15 protein-coding genes, 1 tRNA gene and 1 pseudogene are annotated in these 16,751 nt (G+C 71.4%); 8 read left to right on the top strand and 9 right to left on the bottom strand.

All coding sequences use genetic code 11. The features are described 5' to 3' along the window. Window positions 1-370 (top strand): annotated as a pseudogene (locus VIU94_RS14065) (site-specific integrase); the annotation flags it as partial. 71 nt (window positions 371-441) lie between these two features. On the opposite strand, the gene VIU94_RS14060 reads toward VIU94_RS14065, so the two are convergent. Next, window positions 442-514 (bottom strand) — tRNA-Arg (locus VIU94_RS14060). Window positions 515-669: 155 nt separating this feature from the next. Between VIU94_RS14060 and VIU94_RS14055 the strand changes: the two genes are divergently transcribed. Then, complete coding sequence (locus VIU94_RS14055; RefSeq protein ID WP_331911284.1) at window positions 670-2,316, top strand: class I adenylate-forming enzyme family protein; 1,647 nt, start codon at window positions 670-672, stop codon at window positions 2,314-2,316. A 53-nt stretch (window positions 2,317-2,369) separates the two neighbouring features. On the opposite strand, the gene VIU94_RS14050 is transcribed toward VIU94_RS14055, so the two are convergent. Further along, window positions 2,370-3,641, bottom strand: a complete 1,272-nt coding sequence (locus VIU94_RS14050; protein ID WP_331911278.1) for a M6 family metalloprotease domain-containing protein — start codon at window positions 3,639-3,641, stop codon at window positions 2,370-2,372. A gap of 310 nt (window positions 3,642-3,951) precedes the next feature. On the opposite strand from VIU94_RS14050, the gene VIU94_RS14045 reads away from it, so the two are divergent. Beyond that, entirely contained in the window at window positions 3,952-4,659 is a 708-nt protein-coding gene (locus VIU94_RS14045) for a TetR/AcrR family transcriptional regulator (protein WP_414720945.1), read from the top strand. Between the two features lie 154 nt (window positions 4,660-4,813). Then, window positions 4,814-6,340 carry an MFS transporter gene (locus VIU94_RS14040; RefSeq protein ID WP_331911276.1) on the top strand — a complete coding sequence of 509 codons (1,527 nt, stop codon included), beginning with the start codon at window positions 4,814-4,816 and terminating at the stop codon, window positions 6,338-6,340. 82 nt (window positions 6,341-6,422) lie between these two features. Here the strand turns inward: VIU94_RS14040 and VIU94_RS14035 are convergent, their stop codons facing one another. Beyond that, the gene (locus tag VIU94_RS14035; protein WP_331911274.1) at window positions 6,423-6,923 is read right to left on the bottom strand and encodes a MarR family winged helix-turn-helix transcriptional regulator; all 501 of its coding nucleotides are present in this window, start codon (window positions 6,921-6,923) and stop codon (window positions 6,423-6,425) included. 152 nt (window positions 6,924-7,075) lie between these two features. Here VIU94_RS14035 and VIU94_RS14030 point away from each other — a divergent pair, with 152 nt between their 5' ends. Together VIU94_RS14030 and VIU94_RS14025 are read left to right on the top strand one after the other, a co-directional pair. Continuing rightward, complete coding sequence (locus VIU94_RS14030; RefSeq protein ID WP_414720946.1) at window positions 7,076-7,882, top strand: dioxygenase family protein; 807 nt, start codon at window positions 7,076-7,078, stop codon at window positions 7,880-7,882. Between the two features lie 325 nt (window positions 7,883-8,207). Then, window positions 8,208-9,245 carry a sigma-70 family RNA polymerase sigma factor gene (locus VIU94_RS14025; RefSeq protein ID WP_331911272.1) on the top strand — a complete coding sequence of 346 codons (1,038 nt, stop codon included), beginning with the start codon at window positions 8,208-8,210 and terminating at the stop codon, window positions 9,243-9,245. A 148-nt stretch (window positions 9,246-9,393) separates the two neighbouring features. Here VIU94_RS14025 and VIU94_RS14020 read toward each other — a convergent pair whose 3' ends face one another. After that, a complete protein-coding gene (locus tag VIU94_RS14020; RefSeq protein ID WP_331911270.1) occupies window positions 9,394-10,356 on the bottom strand; it encodes a helix-turn-helix transcriptional regulator in 963 nt (320 codons plus the stop codon). Window positions 10,357-10,418: 62 nt separating this feature from the next. On the opposite strand from VIU94_RS14020, the gene VIU94_RS14015 reads away from it, so the two are divergent. Beyond that, on the top strand, window positions 10,419-12,005 hold the full coding sequence (locus VIU94_RS14015) for an MFS transporter (protein ID WP_331911268.1): 1,587 nt from the start codon (window positions 10,419-10,421) through the stop codon (window positions 12,003-12,005). Between the two features lie 202 nt (window positions 12,006-12,207). On the opposite strand, the gene VIU94_RS14010 is transcribed toward VIU94_RS14015, so the two are convergent. From VIU94_RS14010 to VIU94_RS14000, 3 genes are all read right to left on the bottom strand, one after another. Continuing rightward, window positions 12,208-12,984 (bottom strand): DUF6227 family protein, encoded by a 777-nt coding sequence (locus tag VIU94_RS14010; RefSeq protein WP_331911266.1) that lies wholly within the window; start codon window positions 12,982-12,984, stop codon window positions 12,208-12,210. Between the two features lie 129 nt (window positions 12,985-13,113). Beyond that, window positions 13,114-14,253, bottom strand: coding sequence for a P1 family peptidase (locus VIU94_RS14005; protein WP_331911264.1), 1,140 nt, complete (start codon window positions 14,251-14,253; stop codon window positions 13,114-13,116). 34 nt (window positions 14,254-14,287) lie between these two features. After that, window positions 14,288-15,454, bottom strand: a complete 1,167-nt coding sequence (locus tag VIU94_RS14000; RefSeq protein WP_331911262.1) for a low temperature requirement protein A — start codon at window positions 15,452-15,454, stop codon at window positions 14,288-14,290. Window positions 15,455-15,535: 81 nt separating this feature from the next. On the opposite strand from VIU94_RS14000, the gene VIU94_RS13995 reads away from it, so the two are divergent. Next, window positions 15,536-15,736: a hypothetical protein gene (locus tag VIU94_RS13995; protein ID WP_331911260.1), complete on the top strand. Its 201-nt coding sequence runs from the start codon at window positions 15,536-15,538 to the stop codon at window positions 15,734-15,736. 16 nt (window positions 15,737-15,752) lie between these two features. On the opposite strand, the gene mscL is transcribed toward VIU94_RS13995, so the two are convergent. Next, a complete protein-coding gene (gene mscL / locus VIU94_RS13990; RefSeq protein ID WP_331911258.1) occupies window positions 15,753-16,247 on the bottom strand; it encodes a large conductance mechanosensitive channel protein MscL in 495 nt (164 codons plus the stop codon). A gap of 111 nt (window positions 16,248-16,358) precedes the next feature. Continuing rightward, a partial coding sequence (locus VIU94_RS13985) for an RcpC/CpaB family pilus assembly protein (protein ID WP_331911256.1) occupies window positions 16,359-16,751 on the bottom strand: 393 nt, incomplete at its 5' end.

The following is a 16,751-nucleotide window of genomic DNA, read 5'->3' as shown; positions in this document are numbered from 1 at the left end:
CTCGCGATCGCCATGGGACTCCGACGCGGCGAGCTGGTCGGCCTCCGCTGGGCGGACGTGGACCTCGACAAGCGCGTGCTCTACGTGCGGCAGCAGACCCAGCGCCGCCGGGGCGTGCTGTACGACGACGATCCCAAGGGGTGTCGCCGACTCCGCCGGCCGCCCCGTCATCCGGCTGCACGACGCTCGCCACGGCTGCGCGACGCTGCTCACCGCGGCCGGCGTCGCGCCCCGCGTCGTGATGGAGATCCTCGGGCACAGCCAGATCAGCATCACGATGGACGTGTACACGCACGTCGTCCAGGACACGCAGTACGAGGCGATCAGCCACATGGACCGGCTGCTCAAGAGGCGGCCCGGTCGTCCCTGACCGGTGTCGTTGATGTCAGCCGTAGATGTCAAAGGCCACCTACCAAGATCGGTAGGTGGCCTTTTCGCTTGTGCCCCCGGCAGGATTCGAACCTGCGACACCCGCTTTAGGAGAGCGGTGCTCTATCCCCTGAGCTACGAAGGCGAGTGGGACCGCTGACAGCCTAGCGGATCGGGGGTGGGGTGGGGTGGGGGGATTCCCGTCGTGGGGGGTGTGGGGCGGCCTTGACGGGGGGCGGGGTGGGGCTTAGCTTCGAGGCGTGGGGTAAGCGAGCGCTTAGGTGGGAGGGGAGGGTCTTGGTGGACCTCGACGGCGGTGGGATCGAACGGATCGCCGCCCGGCTGACCGCTCCCGGAGCGCCCTTCGCCGTGCGGGACGGAGTCTACGCGGACGGGCCACGGACCCTGCGGGAGTTCGTCGAGACGACCTGGGCCTTCGGCGAGCGGCCGTTCCTCGTCGCCGAGGACCGGACCTACACCTACGCCGAATTCTTCGCCGCCGCCTGCGGGCTCGCCCGGCGGCTCACGGACGTGTACGGGCTGCGCCCCGGCGACCGGGCCGTCGTCGCGATGCGCAATCACCCCGAGTGGCAGATCGCCTTCTGGGCCGCCCAGCTCGCCGGCCTCGTCGCCGTGCCGCTCAACGCCTGGTGGACCGAGGCCGAGTTCGCGTACGCCCTCGACGACTGCGCCCCCGGCATCCTCCTCGTCGACGGCGAGCGGGTCGAGCGGGTGCAGGTGTGGGCTCGGAAGCGTCGTGTGCCCGGGGTCGTCTTCTGTGGGGAGGGGCGGGAGTTCCACGACGGGTTCGAGGCCTACGTTCCCGATGCCGATCCTCTCCTCGGGCCGCCCGACGTCGACGTCCTCCCCGAGCACGACGCCACCATCATCTACACCTCCGGCACCACCGGTCGCCCCAAGGGCGCCGTCGCCACCCACCTCGCCCAGGTGGGCGCCGCTGCCAACCCGCGGTACCACGCCGCCGTCTCCGCGCTCCTGCGCGGGCAGATCCCCGGGCAGGGGCCCGCGCCCGTCTCGCTCACCACCTTCCCCTTCTTCCACGTCGCCGCCTTCACCTCCTTCTACGCGGTGATGGCGGCCGGCGGCACGCTCGTCCTCATGCGCAAGTGGGACGCCGAACGGGCCGTCGAGCTGATCGAGAAGCACCGCGTCACCCACTACGCCGGCGTGCCCACCACCGCCCTCCAGCTCGTCGACCTCGTCGAGCGGCGCGGCGAGGTGGATCGGCTGGCGACGCTCAGCCACTTCAACACCGGCGGCGCCGCCGCCCCGCCCCACCTCGTCGGCCGTCTCACCGCCCTGTTCGGCGAGCGCGTCGAGCCGCGCAACGGCTACGGGCTCACCGAGACCTGCGGCGGCGTGCTGGCCAACTTCGGCGCCGAGTACCGGGCCTGTCCCGGCAGCGTCGGCCGGCCCAGCCCCGCCACGGAGGTGCGCATCCACGGACAGGGCTCCGACGTCGGCGAGCTCTGGCTGCGCGGACAGTCCCTGATCCGCGGCTACTGGGGCGACGAGGCGGCCACCCGCGCCGCCTTCACCCCCGACGGCTGGTTCCGCACCGGCGACCTCGCCACGTACGCGGACGGCCGCGTCACCGTCGTCGACCGGCTCACGGACATGGTCGTCCGCGGCGGTGAGAACGTGTACTGCGTCGAGGTCGAGGGCGCGCTGCACGACCACCCGGACGTCGCCGACGCCGCCGTCCTCGGCGTCCCGCACCCCACCCTCGGCGAGGAGGTCGCGGCCGTCATCGTCCTCAAGGAGGGCGGGACCGCCACCGCCGAGGAACTGCGGGCGCACGTCGGCCGGAGCCTGGCCGCGTTCAAGGCGCCCGCGCACGTCCTCGTACGGGACGTCCCGCTGCCGCGCAACGCCACCGGGAAGATCCTCAAGCGGGAGCTCCGGGCAGCGTTCACGACCCGATGAGCGCCGTCGTCACCGTCGGCGACGCCGTCCTCACCGCCGTGTCGTCACCGCCGTCATGATCGGCTGATGCGGACCCGGTAGCTTCCGTCCGGCTCCTCCGAGAGCACCGAGATCCGGATGCCGTTCGCCCGGTCGGTGAACGACTCGCCCGGTCCGTACGGCGCGTCCGACAGTTCCGCGTGGACGTTGGGCCGCCGCGTGCAGCCGCCGCTGTCCCGGTCGCTGTCCGAGACGCTGATCGGCCCGTGCCCGGTGTCCACGTCCGACTCCACCCGGTACACCAGCACCCCCGGCTCGCAGACCGCCTCGTCGTTGCCCTCCCGGGTGCGGACCTCCACCGCGTAACCGGACCGCTCCGACAGCGGTACGAACGCGAGCTTCGGGCCGCCCGTCACGGCCAGCGGCGTCAGCACGTACTCGCGCGCCCCGGTCGCCGACGCGCACCGCACCTGGTCGTTGTCGAGCCAGCCCAGCTTCCACTTGTGCCAGCCGAGCAGATCGTTGTTGGCCCCCCAGTCCTCGGACATGATGTCCCAGTGCCCGACGGTGCCGCCGCCGTCCACCGTGTAGAGGTCGGGCAGGCCGAAGACATGGCCGTTCTCGTGCGGCAGCACCCGGTAGCCCGTCTCGTCGTACGAGCCCGATCCGTCGTCCTGGCGGCTGTAGACGAACGACGTGTTGGAGAGCGGGACGCCGTCCGCGTACGGCGCGTCGTCGTTCCCGGAGAAGGTGACGGACAGGACCGTGTCCAAGGCGGAGGGGCCGGCGTTCGGCGTCATCAGGATGTTGACCATGTCGTACGCGCTGAAGTCCACCTCGGCGTCGGCGGCCTTCACGATGTCGTCGACCAGCTTGCGATAGCCCGGCTCGTACGGGGAGCCACGCTCTATCCCGTACGAGGCGAACGGCATCGGCATCCGCAGCCAGTCGGAGAGCGGGGTCTCCGGCTGGTAGGTGAGCCGCCCGTACGAGCTGACCCGGAACCAGTCCGAGGTCTGCGGGAAGAACTCGCGGAACCGGCTCATCGCCGCGTCCTCGCCCTGCGCGTCCGGGAAGTCGATCATCAGGTTCAGCGCCCGGATCCGACCGGTGGAGCGCACGTACCCGGGGGCGGTCGGCAGTCCCTCCGACATCTGCACGCCCAGCGCCGTCGTGATCCGGCACGGCCCGAGCAGCGCGCTGTCGGGGGCGGCCGGGGCGGGGCCCGCCGAAGCGGGGGCGGGCCCGGGGAGGGTCGCGCTCGCGGTGGCCAGAGTGGCGAGCGCGAGCGCCGCGGCCGCGGCCAGGGCGAGGGGTCTGCGTATCCGCCGGCGGGTCTGCTGCATGCGGTCGCCTTCGGTGCGCGGCAGCCGGCCGGGTCCGTACTGCGCTGTTCGATCAGCCTGTGCCGGGTGGTCCGGGGGCGCGCGCCGGGTGGCCCGATCGTGGGTATCCGGGGAGGTGCGTGGGGTTCGGCGTGGGTGCTGCGTGGGGTGCGTGACGGGGGTCACAGGGCGGGCGGGAAATAACCGGGGACTCGGTCCCCGTTTACGCCTGTGTTCGGGAAAGTGGGGACTCGGTCCCCGGATCTTCCTCCCGATCCCCACCCCCATCCGTTCCATTCCGTTCCATTCCATGCAGGCAGGAGTCAGTGGCGTGAACAGCACCGCCGGTACGGCATCCGTCGGAACATCCGTCGGTAACGCACCCTCCGGTACCGCGGCCGCCCGCCGCGTCCCGCGGCCGCGGGCCGACGCGCTGCGCAACCGCGAGCGGATCGTGACGGCCGCCCGCGAGATGTTCGTCGAGTTCGGCCCCCAGGTGCCGCTCGACGAGATCGCGCGCCGCGCCGGCGTCGGCAACGCCACGCTCTACCGCAACTTCCCCGAGCGCTCCGACCTCGTCCACGAGGTCGTCCTCTCCGTCATGTCCCGCACCACGGACCGGGCGGACGAGGCGACCGCGGAGGAGGCGGACGCCTTCGAGGCGCTGCGCCGCTTCACACATGCCGCCGCCGACGAGCGGATCGGCGCCCTGTGCCCGATGCTCGACGGCACCTTCGACAAGGACCACCCCGAACTCCTCGCCGAGCGCGCCCGGTTGGAGGAGGCCGTGCAGGGCCTCGTCGACCGCGCGCACGCGTCGGGCAGGCTCCGCGCCGACGTCGCCGTCGGAGACCTGCTGGTGGCCCTGTCCCAGCTGACGCGCCCGCTGCCGGGCAGCGCCTGCCTGGACTTCGACCAGTTCGTCCACCGTCATCTGCAGCTGTTCCTCGACGGCCTCCAGGCCCCCGCGCGCTCCGTGCTGCCGGGCTCGGCGGCGACCCTGGAGAGCCTGCGGCGGCGGGACGAGGGGGAGGCCTGATCCCCGTACGGACTGCGCTGGCCTGATCCCGGTCCGATCGACGGCCGTCTGATCGACCCTCTCCTCCCCCTTACCTAGAACGCCCTTTACCTAGAACGTCCTTTACCTAGAACGTCCTTTTTCTTCCTGTACGTGCCAAGAGGTGGCTACCCCCATGTCTCAAACGCCCGATCCCAGCCGCTGGAAAGCGCTGGTCTTCATCGCCCTCGCCCAGCTGATGGTCGTGCTCGACGCGACGATCGTGAACATCGCGCTGCCCTCCGCCCAGCAGGACCTGGGGATATCGGACGGCAACCGGCAGTGGGTCATCACGGCCTACGCCCTCGCCTTCGGCGGTCTGCTGCTCTTCGGCGGCCGCATCGCCGACCTGTGGGGCCGTAAGCGCACCTTCGTCGTGGGCCTCATCGGCTTCGCCTTCGCCTCCGCCCTCGGCGGCGCGGCGACCAGCGAAGGCATGATGCTCGGCGCCCGCGCGCTCCAGGGCGCCTTCGGCGCGCTGCTCGCCCCGGCCGCCCTGTCGCTGCTCGCGGTCATGTTCACCGACGCGCGCGAGCGCGCCAAGGCGTTCGGCATCTACGGCGCCATCGCCGGTGGCGGCGGCGCGGTCGGTCTGATCCTCGGCGGCTTCCTCACCGAGTACCTGGACTGGCGCTGGACCTTCTTCGTCAACATCCCGTTCGCCGTCGTCGCCGCCCTCGGCGCGTACTTCGTCATCCGTGAGCCGGCCGGCGGCCGCAACCGCTCGCCGCTCGACATCCCGGGCGTCGTCCTGTCGACGCTGGGCCTGGTGGCGCTGGTGTACGGCTTCACCCGCGCCGAGTCCGCGGGCTGGTCGGACCCCACGACGATCGGCCTGTTCGTCGGCTCCGCCGTCCTGCTCGCCGCGTTCGCGCTCACCGAGGCGAAGGTGAAGTCGCCGCTGCTGCCGCTGCGCGTCGTGACCGACCGCAACCGGGGCGGTGTCTACCTCTCCCTGGGCCTCGCCATCATCGCGATGTTCGGCCTGTTCCTGTTCCTGACGTACTACCTCCAGGTCGTGAAGGGGTACTCGCCGGTCAAGACGGGCTTCGCCTTCCTCCCGATGATCGCGGGCATGATCACCGGCTCGACGCAGATCGGTACGCGGCTGATGACGCGGGTCGCCCCGCGCTGGCTGATGGGCCCCGGCTTCCTCACCGCCGCCGTCGGCATGCTGCTGCTGACCCAGCTGGAGGTCGGCTCCTCGTACGCCGGTCTGATCCTGCCCGCGCAGCTGCTGCTCGGCCTCGGCATGGGCACGGCGTTCATGCCGGCCATGTCGCTCGCGACGCACGGCGTCGACCCGCGGGACGCCGGTGTGGCCTCCGCGATGGTCAACACCTCGCAGCAGGTCGGCGGCGCGATCGGCACCGCGCTCCTGAACACCATCGCGGCCTCCGCGACCACCGCGTACATCGCCGACCACGCGGCCGGCGCGACCACCCCGGCCACCCAGAAGCTGCTCCAGCTCCAGGGCATGGTCGAGGGCTACTCGGCGGCGATCTGGTGGGCCGTCGGCATCCTCGCGGTCTCGGCGACGATCGCCGTGACCTTCATCAACACCGGGAAGCCGCGGCTGGGCGGCCAGGTCGCCGGCGGCGACGGTGCCGGTGTCGGTGCGGGCATCGAGGACGAGGTGAAGATCCCGGTCGTCGCGCACTGACGAGGGGTGACTGGTGCACCCGTCGCGCTGACGGCGGGTGACTGGTACGTGTGACCTGCCCTGGCTCCTGCTGAGTTCCCGCTCAGCGGAGCCAGGGCAGGTCCGCGTTCGGGTCCGTGGGCTGGAGGCCCTCCGCGAGCACCCGCATGATCTCGCCGAGCTGCTTCACCTGCTCCGGCGTGAGCCGGTCGAACATCGCCTGGCGCACGGCGGCGACGTGCCCGGGAGCGGTGCGCCGCAGCACCTCGTACCCCTCGTCCGTCAGCTGCGCGAACTGCCCGCGCTTGTCGGAGGGGCACTCCTCGCGGCGCACCCAGCCGTTCTTCTCCAGCCGGGCGATCGCGTGCGAGAGCCGGGAGCGGGTGATCTTGGCGCTCTTGGCGAGCTCGGTCATCCGCATCCGGCGCCGTGGCTCCTGGGAGAGCTGGACGAGCAGGCCGTAGTAGATGTGCGGCATCCCCGCGTCGCGTTGGAGCTGGCGGTCGAGGTGGTCCTCGAGGAGGGTGGTGGCGTGGAGGTAGGAGCGCCAGACGTGCTGTTCCTCGTCGCTGAGCCAGCGGGGTTCCTGGGATGCCGTCGTCATGGGTCCATCGTACGACGCGTTCTTGAAAGTTGAACTAGATCGGGTCTAAGCTTGTCATGTCAGGTGAGCTTGAAGTTTCAATGAGTTTCGTTGAAAAGCCCGTTGAGCAGCCCGTCGAACAGCCCCAGGCCCGAGAAATGGAGGCGGTCGCCATGAACGCCACGCTCGAAGGGGCGCCCGCCGCCGCGCGGATGCCCGCCCTCTACCTCTCCCACGGCGCGCCGCCCCTCGCCGACGACCCGATCTGGCCCGGCCAGCTCGCCGGTTGGTCCGCCGGGCTGCCCCGCCCGACCGCGATCCTGATGGTCTCCGCGCACTGGGAGGAGGCCCCGCTGGCCCTCGGCGCGACCGAGACCGTCCCGCTCGTGTACGACTTCTGGGGCTTCCCCGAGCACTACTACCGCGTGCGGTACGGGGCCCCCGGCGCGCCCGCGCTCGCCGAGTCCGTACGCAAGCTGCTGCGCGCCCCCGGCATGCCCGTGCAGGACATCCCCGACCGGGGGCTCGACCACGGGGCGTACGTCCCGCTCGTCGAGATGTTCCCGGACGCCGACATCCCCGTCCTCCAGATCTCCATGCCGACCCTCGACCCGCAGCGGCTCCTGGAGATCGGCCGCACCCTCGCTCCGCTGCGCGACGAGGGCGTCCTGATCGTCGGGAGCGGCTTCTTCACCCACAACCTGGCTGCGCTGCGGCACACCGGCGGCGGCGTGCCCGGCTGGTCCGCCGAGTTCGACGACTGGGGGCACCGGGCTCTGGAGGCGCACGACGTCGACGCGCTGCTCGACTTCGAGCACAAGTCCCCGGCCGGCCGACTCGCCCACCCGCGCACCGAGCACTTCGCCCCGCTGTTCGTCACGCTGGGCGCGGCGGAGGCGGCGGGCGACCTGGACGCGGGGCAGAGCGTCATCGACGGCTTCTGGATGGGACTGGCGAAGCGCTCCGTGCAGTTCGGGTGATGGCGGCCGTGCGGGGTCCGAGTGAGGGCGGCCGGTCGGTTCGAGTGAGGGCGGCCGTGCGGTTCGGGTGACGCTGTGGCTGTACGCGGGCAACCACGTCGGGGTCATCGGCGTCCTCAAGAGTGGACGTGGCGTCGAGGAAGCCGCCTGACCTGCACCTTCGCCCGCTCCGACGGCCTCGGCGCGCCCGATGGCGGCGCAGGATACTGCATGATCGCGAAAATCGATGCGCCGAGTGGGAATTCTGTCCTGATTCCAGTCGTTGTTTCCGTCGGATGCAGGGCACCTGGAAGGGTGTCGCGGCCTACTCAGCAAGGGAGCACGCATGGCAACCCGTGCCGTCGCCCGTCGACAGTCGTCCGCCACGAGCAGCACCAGCACCAAGAGCACCAAGGGCAGCTCGAGCGGACGCAGCCGGGCGAGCAGCGTTCGTGCCGTGGGCGGAGAGATCGCCGACCGCGACCTGGTCGGCATGTACCTCGACGAGATCGCGCGTACGCCGCTACTCGACGCTGCCAAGGAGGTCGAGCTCTCGCAGACCATCGAGGCGGGCGTATACGCCCGGCAGATCCTCGACGGTGAGATAGAGAGCAAGGCCGGGGGCGCGTCCCGCGAGGAGCTCGAAGAGCTGTACGCCGCGGGCGAGCGTGCCAAGGATCTCTTCATCAAGTCCAACCTGCGCCTGGTCGTCGCCGTCGCGCGGCGCTACCCGCGCAGCGGCCTGCCCCTGCTCGACCTGATCCAGGAGGGCAACGCGGGTCTGGTCCGTGCGGTCGAGAAGTTCGACTACGCGAAGGGCTTCAAGTTCTCCACGTACGCCACATGGTGGATCCGTCAGGCCATCACGCGGTCCATAGCCGACCAGTCGCGCACCATCCGGCTCCCCGTCCACCTGGTGGAGGAGCTCGGCCGGATCCGGCGCGTGCAGCGCGAGTTCAACCGGGAGCACGGCCGCGAGCCGGAGCCCGCGGAGGTCGCGGAGGAGCTCGGCTCGACCCCCGCGCGCGTCATCGACGTCCTGGACTGGGCGCGCGACCCGGTCTCGCTGAACATGGGGGTCGACGACGAGGGCGAGACGCAGTTCGGCGACCTCCTGGAGGACACGTCCGCGGTATCGCCGGAGCAGTCGGTGCTCACGCTGCTGCGCAGCGAGGAGCTCGACGACCTGATCGGCAAGCTCGACCACCGCACGGCGTCGATCATCCGGATGCGGTACGGCATCGAGGACGGCCGCGAGCGCACCCTGACCGAGGTCGGCAAGGAGCACGGTCTGACGCGCGAGCGGATCCGGCAGATCGAGAAGCACGCGCTGCTCGAACTGAAGAAGATGGCGCACGACACCGGCTTCGACGCGGTGGCGTAGCGGCAGGGCTCGTACTCGGCTCGTACTCGGTGAGTCGTACTCGGTGAGTCGTACGCGGTCGGCGGAGGCCCGGTCCCACGAGGGACCGGGCCCGCCCGACTCTCAGACGCTCATGGCCGCCCCCGACGCGCATTCGGCCGCCCGACTCTCATCCGTGCGTGCTCGCCGCCGCCAGTCGAGACGCCAGGTCCTGCGTGTAGGTGAGCAGCGCGTCCGGGGCCTCGATCGTGAACGGGGCGTCCACGAGCGCGAGCCGCAGCGCCAGCCACTCGACGGAGTCGGCGGTGCGCGTGCGCAGCCGGCAGGTGCCCGGCCCCGTGGCCGACGGGGCCAGATGGGCCGGCAGCCGGGCCGCGACGAACTCGGCCGGGGCCTCGAAGCGCACGTCCAGGGCCAACTCAGGCTGCGCCCGCGACATCGAGCTTGACAGCAACTGCGCCGCGTCCCCCGCCGGCAGCTCGCGCGCCGTGAACCGCGCCCCGGTCGGGAACGGCTCGCTGACCCGGTCCACCCGGAACGTGCGCCAGTCCTCGCGCCCCAGGTCGTACGCCACCAGGTACCATCGCCGCCCGGTCGAGACGAGCCGGTACGGCTCCACGAGACGGCGGCTCTCCGCCCCGTCGCCCGCGCGGTAGCCGAACCGCAGCCGCTCCTGGCCGGTCACCGCGCCCGCCAGCGCCGTCAGCGTCTGCGGGGCGACCGTCGCGCCATCGCCCCTGGTCAGCGGGATCGTGGCGTTCTGCAGCGTGGAGACCCGGTGCCGCAGCCGGGCCGGCAGTACCTGCTCCAGCTTCGCAAGGGCGCGTACGGAGGCCTCCTCCACGCCCTCGATCGCATGCCCGGCCCCCGCCCGCAGGCCGACCGCGATCGCCACGGCCTCCTCGTCGTCGAGCAACAGCGGCGGCATGGCCGTACCCGCGACCAGGCGGTAACCGCCGATCGCCCCCTTCGTCGCCTCCACCGGATATCCGAGCTCCCGCAGCCGGTCGATGTCCCGCCGGATGGTGCGCGCCGAGACCGAGAGCCGCTCGGCCAGCTCGCTGCCCGGCCACTCGCGTGGCGTCTGCAGGAGCGACAGCAGATTCAGAAGTCGTGCAGGGGTGTCCGTCATGCGTTCCAGGATGCCGAAGAAATAGGACGCAACCTGACCTACATCCGTCCTACTGTCCTCTCATGAGTTCACACGATGCCGTCGCCCAGGCGGCCCCCGAGACGGCGAACGGCGAGGCCACCGCCGCCGAGACGGCGACCGTCGCCGACCGCAGGCGCTGGATAGCCCTGGCCATCGTCATGACCGCCGCCTTCATGGACCTGGTCGACGCCACGATCGTGAACATCGCGATCCCGAGCATCGAGAAGAACCTCGGCGCCTCCTTCGGCGCGATCCAGTGGATCACCGCCGGTTACGCGCTCGCCTTCGCCGCGGGCCTGATCACCGGCGGCCGGCTCGGCGACATCTACGGCCGCAAGCGGCTGTTCCTCGTCGGCACCGCGGGATTCACCCTCGCCTCCGCACTGTGCGGCTTCGCTGCCGGCCCGGAGATGCTGGTCGCCTCCCGGCTGCTCCAGGGCGCGGCGGCGGCGATGATGGTCCCGCAGGTCCTGTCGATCGTCCACGTCACCTTCCCCGCGCACGAACGCGGCAAGGTCTTCGGCCTGTTCGGCGCGATCATCGGCCTGGGCGCGGTCTCCGGCCCGCTGCTCGGCGCGCTGCTCACGCAGTGGAACCTGTTCGGCCTGGAGTGGCGGCCGATCTTCCTGATCAACCTGCCGGTCGGCATCGCCGGCCTGATCCTCGGCCGGAAGTTCATCACCGAGTCGAAGGCCCCGAAGGCGCTCCGCCTCGACCTCGTCGGCGTGCTGCTCGTGACGGCCGCGCTGCTGATGCTGATCTACCCGCTGACCCGCGGCCGTGAGCTGGACTGGCCGCTGTGGGGCCACCTGATGATGGCCGGCAGCCTGCTCGTGTTCGGCGCGCTCGTCGCGTACGAGAAGTACAAGACCAAGAAGGACGGCTCGCCGCTGGTGGAGCTGAGCCTGTTCCGGGTGAAGAGCTTCGCGGCGGGCATCGCGGTGCAGCTGACCTTCGGCGTCGTGATGGGCATCTTCTTCCTGGTTTGGACGCTGTACATGCAGATCGGGCTCGGCTGGAGCCCGCTGAAGGCGGGCCTGACGGGCGTGCCGTTCTCGATCGCGGTCTCGGCCGCGGCGGGCATGTCCGTGCAGAAGCTGGTGCCGCGCTTCGGCCGGAAGGTGCTGCAGAGCGGCGCGCTGACGATGATTGCGGGCGTCCTCCTCTACATCTGGGAGGCCGACCGGTACGGGACGTCCATCCACTCCTGGCAGATGATCCTGCCGCTGGTGGTCATGGGCGTGGGCATGGGCCTGATCGTCGCTCCGCTGACGGACGCGGTGCTGTCGGACGTGCCGCGGGAGCACGCCGGTTCGGCGTCCGGCCTGATCAACACGACCGGGCAGATGGGCAACGCGCTGGGCCTCGGCCTGGTGTCGGTGGTCTTCTTCGGTGTGATCGACGAGGAGCGGCTCGCGCAGGCCCCGACCGAGGTGGGCACGGCGTTCTCGGACGCGTTCCAGAACGCGCTGAGCTGGGTGGTCGCGGTGCTCGTGGCGATCTTCCTGGTGATGTTCGCGCTGCCGGCGAAGCCGAAGCAGCATATGGAGGGCGCGGAGGCGGCGGAGGACGCCGAGGACGCAGGCGACTCCGACGGCACGGTGAAGGAGCCGGCCCTGGTCGGCTGACCGACGGCCGCCGCTGCGCGGACACGGGCGCAGAGACAGTCACAGGCGCAGAGACAGGCACGGGCACAGAGACAAGGCACAGGCGCAGAGACAGGCACGGGCACGGGCACAGTCACAGGCACGGGCACAGTCACAGGCACGGCCCCGGGGAGATCATCCCCGGGGCCCGTGCCCGTTTCTCCGCCCGAGTCGGGTACGGCGCTCAGCGCACCCGCGCCCGCGACTCCATCGCCTCGCGCGCCGCGCGCTCGTCGCCGTACACCTCGCACATGTGCCGCCCGTCGGGCGTCGCCGTGTGCTCGACCTCCCACAGGCTCATCTCGCTGCCGTCCAGCAGCAGGAAGGCGTGCTCGTAGAGGGTGAACCCGGCGTCCCGGCCCTCCACCGGGCAATGCCGCCCGAACGCCTGCGTGATGTGGTGCGCGAACGCCACCCGCAGCCGGCGCGCCGTCTCCTCGCCCGGCCGGTCCGCGTTCTCCGCGCGGCGCAACACCCGGCGCGCGTGGTCCGCCGAGTTGTCCGGCACATACATCCGCGGCTGCCGCGGCACCGGCCGGGACAGCAGCGAGGTCAGCGCCTCCAGGTCGTTCTCCAGCTCGTCGTCCGGGTCGTTGGACAGCACGCCGAACCGCTCCACGCCCCACTCGCCGTCGAAGCCGACGGGCAGCCGGGACGCGGCCAGCGACGCCTCCGCCTCGTCCGCGTACAGCTCGTGATGCTCGATGCCGCCGCGGCCGCTGTTGTGCACCAGCTCCCACAGGCTCAGCGCGGTGCCGTCGGCGAGCAGGAAGGTGTGCCGGTACGTGCTGCGGTGCAGCGTCGAGCTGTGGTGCGAGGAGTGCAGGGCGGACGAGTGGGCCAGCGCGGACTCCAGCTGCTCGACCGTCGAGTCGGGCAGTTCGAAGGAGTTCAGGGCCCGGCCCAGGAGCCGCTCGGCGTGCGTCTCGGTGGTCTCGTACGGATCGTGAGGAGCGTTCAAGGTGGGTCTCCAGGCCGTCGCCGCATGTCACGTGGTGCTCGCTTAACGTAGCCCCTGGGTCTGACATCGTGTCCGGGGTTCGACAAAACGAAGGGGGAGCGCGCCAAGTTCCCACGCGCCCCAACTCCCCTACATCTCTTCCTCCTTCGCCGCTCCGATGCCGTCCAGCCCGTACAGCTCGGCGTACGAAGGGAACGCTCCGCCCGGCCCCGCCACGCCCTGCGCGGCCAGGACGGCCCGCACGATCGCCCGCGTCACCGTGTCCGCGCCGGCCGCGAGGATCTCGTTCGGGGCCAGCGGTCCGGCCTCCGGCGGCAGCGGACGCTCCCCGGTCGCAAGGGCGAACACCGTGTCCCCGTCGTTCAGCAGATGCACCGGACGGATGGCGCGCGCGATCCCGTCGTGCGCCGTGCCCGCGAGCTTCTGCGCCTGCGCACGGGTCAGATCGGCGTCCGTGGCGACCACGGCCAACGTCGTGTTCAACGGCGGCGGCGTACTGGTCTCCCGGGCCCGCGCCAGCCGCTCTTGCGCGGCCGCATGCACCTCCGGATCCGGGTACGGGGGTGGGGCCCCCACCCCCACCCCCTCCCCACCCGCCCCGCCCACCCCGTCGGGCGATCCGAAGTACCGCCCGTACAGCACGCCGGTCGCCGGATCCACCGCGGAGCCGACGGCGTTGACGACGACCAGCGCGGCGACCGTGATCCCGGACGGCAGGAGCATGCTCGCCGTGCCCACGCCGCCCTTCAGACCGCCGACGACCGCGCCCGTGCCCGCGCCCACCGCCCCGCACTCCACCAGCGACCCGGGCTCCGACGCGTCCGCCGCCGCCACGGCCGCCCGGCCCGTCGACGCGTCGGGCCGCGCCTTGAAGTCCCCGCCGCGGCCCAGATCGAAGACGCAGGCCGCCGGGACGACCGGCACCACGTGCAACGGGTCCGGGCCGACCCGCACCCCGCGACCCCGCTCCTCCAGCCAGGCCATCACCCCCGCGGCCGACTCCAGGCCGTACGCGCTGCCGCCGGTCAGCACCACCGCCTCGATCCGCTGGACCACGTTGCGCGGGTCCAGCGCGTCCGTCTCCCGCGTCCCCGGCCCGCCGCCGCGCACGTCCACCGCCGCCACCGCGCCGCCCTCCGGGGCGAGCACCACGGTGGTGCCGCTCAGCGCCCCGGGACCGGCCACCTGCGCGTGCCCCACCCGCAGCCCGGCCACGTCCGTGAGCCCGTCGTTCCGTTCGCCCCGCCTGCCCGCGTCCTGGTTCGTCATGCCCCTCTGACTACCACGGCGGCCGGTACGGAAGTCAGTGCCGGGTGGCCGGGTTTCGCCGGGTCAGCGTCACCCCGACCGCGACCGTGGCCGCCGCGACCGCCCCGGCCGCCAACACCGCCCAGTGGCCGGCGAAGGTGCACATCAGGATCGCCAGCGACGACACCGGCAGCACCAACTGCTGCGCGATCCCGACCTTGAAGTACCGGGCGTGCAACACCCACACCGACAGCAGGAACACCGCGGTCGGGATCGTCACGGCGGACGAGGCGGCCAGGGTGGAGATGTGCGCCTCGCCCACCGCCTGCTCGACCGCGATCTCGATGCCCGCGCCGATCGCGGCGGCGGACGCGAAGATCACGTAGTGGCCATAGCCCCAGAGGAACCCCTTCCGGTTGTCCGCGAGCCGGTCGTGCGCCGGGACGACGAAGTAGATCCACCAGGCCGCGAAGACGATGAGCAGCCCGCCCGCGGCGATCGGCAGCACCTCGCCCAGCGCGTCGTTCTCGGTCACCCCGGACTTCACGGCCACCGTCGCCGCCGCGATCGTCTCGCCGAGCACGATGATGGTGAACAGGCCGTACCGCTCGGCGATGTGGTGCGGATGCCAGTGCGTGTTGACGTCCCTCTCCGCGTAGACGGGCACGGCCATCTCCAGGAGCGCCATCACCACGAAGATCCATGGCTTGGCCGCTTCGGGCGCGAGGAGCAGCGCGACCCAGCCGATCTGGCAGCCGATCACCCCGCCCGCGTACCGCCGGCACATCGTCCGCTCGGCGGCGGAGCCGGCGTGGTGCGCCGCCCGCAGCCACTGGCTGGCCATCGCCAGGCGCATCACCACGTAGCCGAGGAACACGACCAGGAAGTCGTGCTCCTGGAAGGCCTGCGAGATGCCCGCGGAGAGGATGAGGACGCCGGCGATCTGGACGAGGGTGACGACGCGGTACAGGACGTCGTCGTTGTCGTAGGCGGAGGCGAACCAGGTGAAGTTCATCCACGCCCACCAGATGGCGAAGAAGGCAAGGGCGTAGTAGCCCAGACCCTCGCCGGCATGGCCCTCGGCGATCGCGTGCACGAGCTCGGCACCGGCCTGGGCGACGGCCACGACGAAGCACAGGTCGAAGAACAGCTCGAGCGGAGTGGCCGCGCGGTGCGACTCCTCGCGGGAGCGCGCGGTGAGCGGCAGGAACGGTTGTGTCATGCGCCCCAGCACAGCAGAGGCGCGGTCGGAGGGCCACGCCCGGCACGCGGTGGGCGGGGCGCTCCGGCGTACCCTGGAGGCATGAGCACCGCCCCCGCCCACGGACCGCGAGACGCGAAGCAGCCCGACGCAGGTCCCAAGCCGACGCTGATCTTCGACGATCCACTGGACCAGCAATCCGCGGACGATACGGACCGCGGGTGGGGCGAGCGGCCTCCCGGCGGCGACAGCGCCGCCGACCTCGCACGCTTCCTCGACGAGAAGCCGCCGCACCACCTCTGACGTCGGCCCGCGCCGGTCAGGGGGTGGGGCGCCCGGTGGTCGTGGTGGACTCGCCGGAACCGCGCTGGCGGACGAGGTGGTCGCGGATCTCCTTGAGCACCTCCAGCTCGCTGATCTCCATGGTCTCCTGGACGCCTTCCTTCGCCCTTTCGTGCGCGGCCCGCCGGGCCAGGACCTTTGCCATCGGCAGGACCATGAGGAAGTAGACGACGGCGGCGGTGATCAGGAAGCTCAGGACGGCGCTCAGGACCGTGCCCCACATGATCGGGATTCCGGAGACGGCGTTGCCCGCCTTGTCCACCACGCAGGGGCCCTTGAGGCAGGACGTGTAGCTGTCGAGGTCCTTGGTGCCGAAGGCGCCGACCAGCGGGTTGATGACGCCCTTCACGACGGAGTTCACGATGTTCGTGAACGCGGCGCCGATGACGACGGCGACCGCCAGGTCGATCACGTTTCCTCGCATCAGGAAGGCTTTGAAGCCGTCCAGCACGCTTTCCTTCTTCTGACTCACCAGTGCGCCTCTCGTCGCGTGTGCAGTTGGCGGAGTCATTACGCCGTGAAGGGTGCAGGAACGTCCAATCCGTACACTCGGACCGGTTACTTGACAGGCTGTCAGTGCGAATCAGCACAACGTCACCGCCAGTCGGGAGGTGGCGGACGCGCCAGCCAGGACGGTCGCCGTCGACCGGGGAACGGACAGCACGACGAGTGCTCCGCCGTCCGATGCTCCGACGTCCGAACGAGTCTCGCCCGAACGCGGAACTTCGGCCACCCGAGCGCCTGTCGCGACGATGCGGGCCTCAGTTTCCTCGCCGGTCGGCGAGTTGGCGGCGGCGATGACGTCGACCCGGTCGCCGGGGCGCAGCAGTCGTACGGTCGCCGCGTCCGCGATGCGCACCGGCGCTTCCACCAGCCGCACCGCGGGCGGCTTCCGCTTCTCCCGCGCGAGCGCGTCGTGGTGCGCGGGGTCGTCGGTGGAGACCGCGCTCGCCGCGCCGGTCGCCGCGAGCGCGGC

Origin of the sequence: Streptomyces sp. (assembly GCF_036566765.1) — a bacterium.
In the GTDB taxonomy this organism is placed as follows: domain Bacteria; phylum Actinomycetota; class Actinomycetes; order Streptomycetales; family Streptomycetaceae; genus Streptomyces.
Note: the sequence above shows the minus strand (reverse complement) of the source record. Positions and strands in the feature narration are given on the sequence as shown.

Bases quoted from the DNA above. Each gene is read 5' to 3' on its own strand.
- VIU94_RS14040 (WP_331911276.1), top strand. From the start codon at position 4,814: ATGTCTCAAACGCCCGATCCCAGCCGCTGGAAAGCGCTGGTCTTCATC.
- VIU94_RS14005 (WP_331911264.1), bottom strand. From the start codon at position 14,253: ATGACGAACCAGGACGCGGGCAGGCGGGGCGAACGGAACGACGGGCTC.
- VIU94_RS13995 (WP_331911260.1), top strand. From the start codon at position 15,536: ATGAGCACCGCCCCCGCCCACGGACCGCGAGACGCGAAGCAGCCCGAC.
- VIU94_RS14035 (WP_331911274.1), bottom strand. From the start codon at position 6,923: ATGACGACGGCATCCCAGGAACCCCGCTGGCTCAGCGACGAGGAACAG.
- VIU94_RS14020 (WP_331911270.1), bottom strand. From the start codon at position 10,356: ATGACGGACACCCCTGCACGACTTCTGAATCTGCTGTCGCTCCTGCAG.
- VIU94_RS14015 (WP_331911268.1), top strand. From the start codon at position 10,419: ATGAGTTCACACGATGCCGTCGCCCAGGCGGCCCCCGAGACGGCGAAC.
- VIU94_RS14025 (WP_331911272.1), top strand. From the start codon at position 8,208: ATGGCAACCCGTGCCGTCGCCCGTCGACAGTCGTCCGCCACGAGCAGC.
- VIU94_RS14050 (WP_331911278.1), bottom strand. From the start codon at position 3,641: ATGCAGCAGACCCGCCGGCGGATACGCAGACCCCTCGCCCTGGCCGCG.
- VIU94_RS14030 (WP_414720946.1), top strand. From the start codon at position 7,076: ATGAACGCCACGCTCGAAGGGGCGCCCGCCGCCGCGCGGATGCCCGCC.
- VIU94_RS14000 (WP_331911262.1), bottom strand. From the start codon at position 15,454: ATGACACAACCGTTCCTGCCGCTCACCGCGCGCTCCCGCGAGGAGTCG.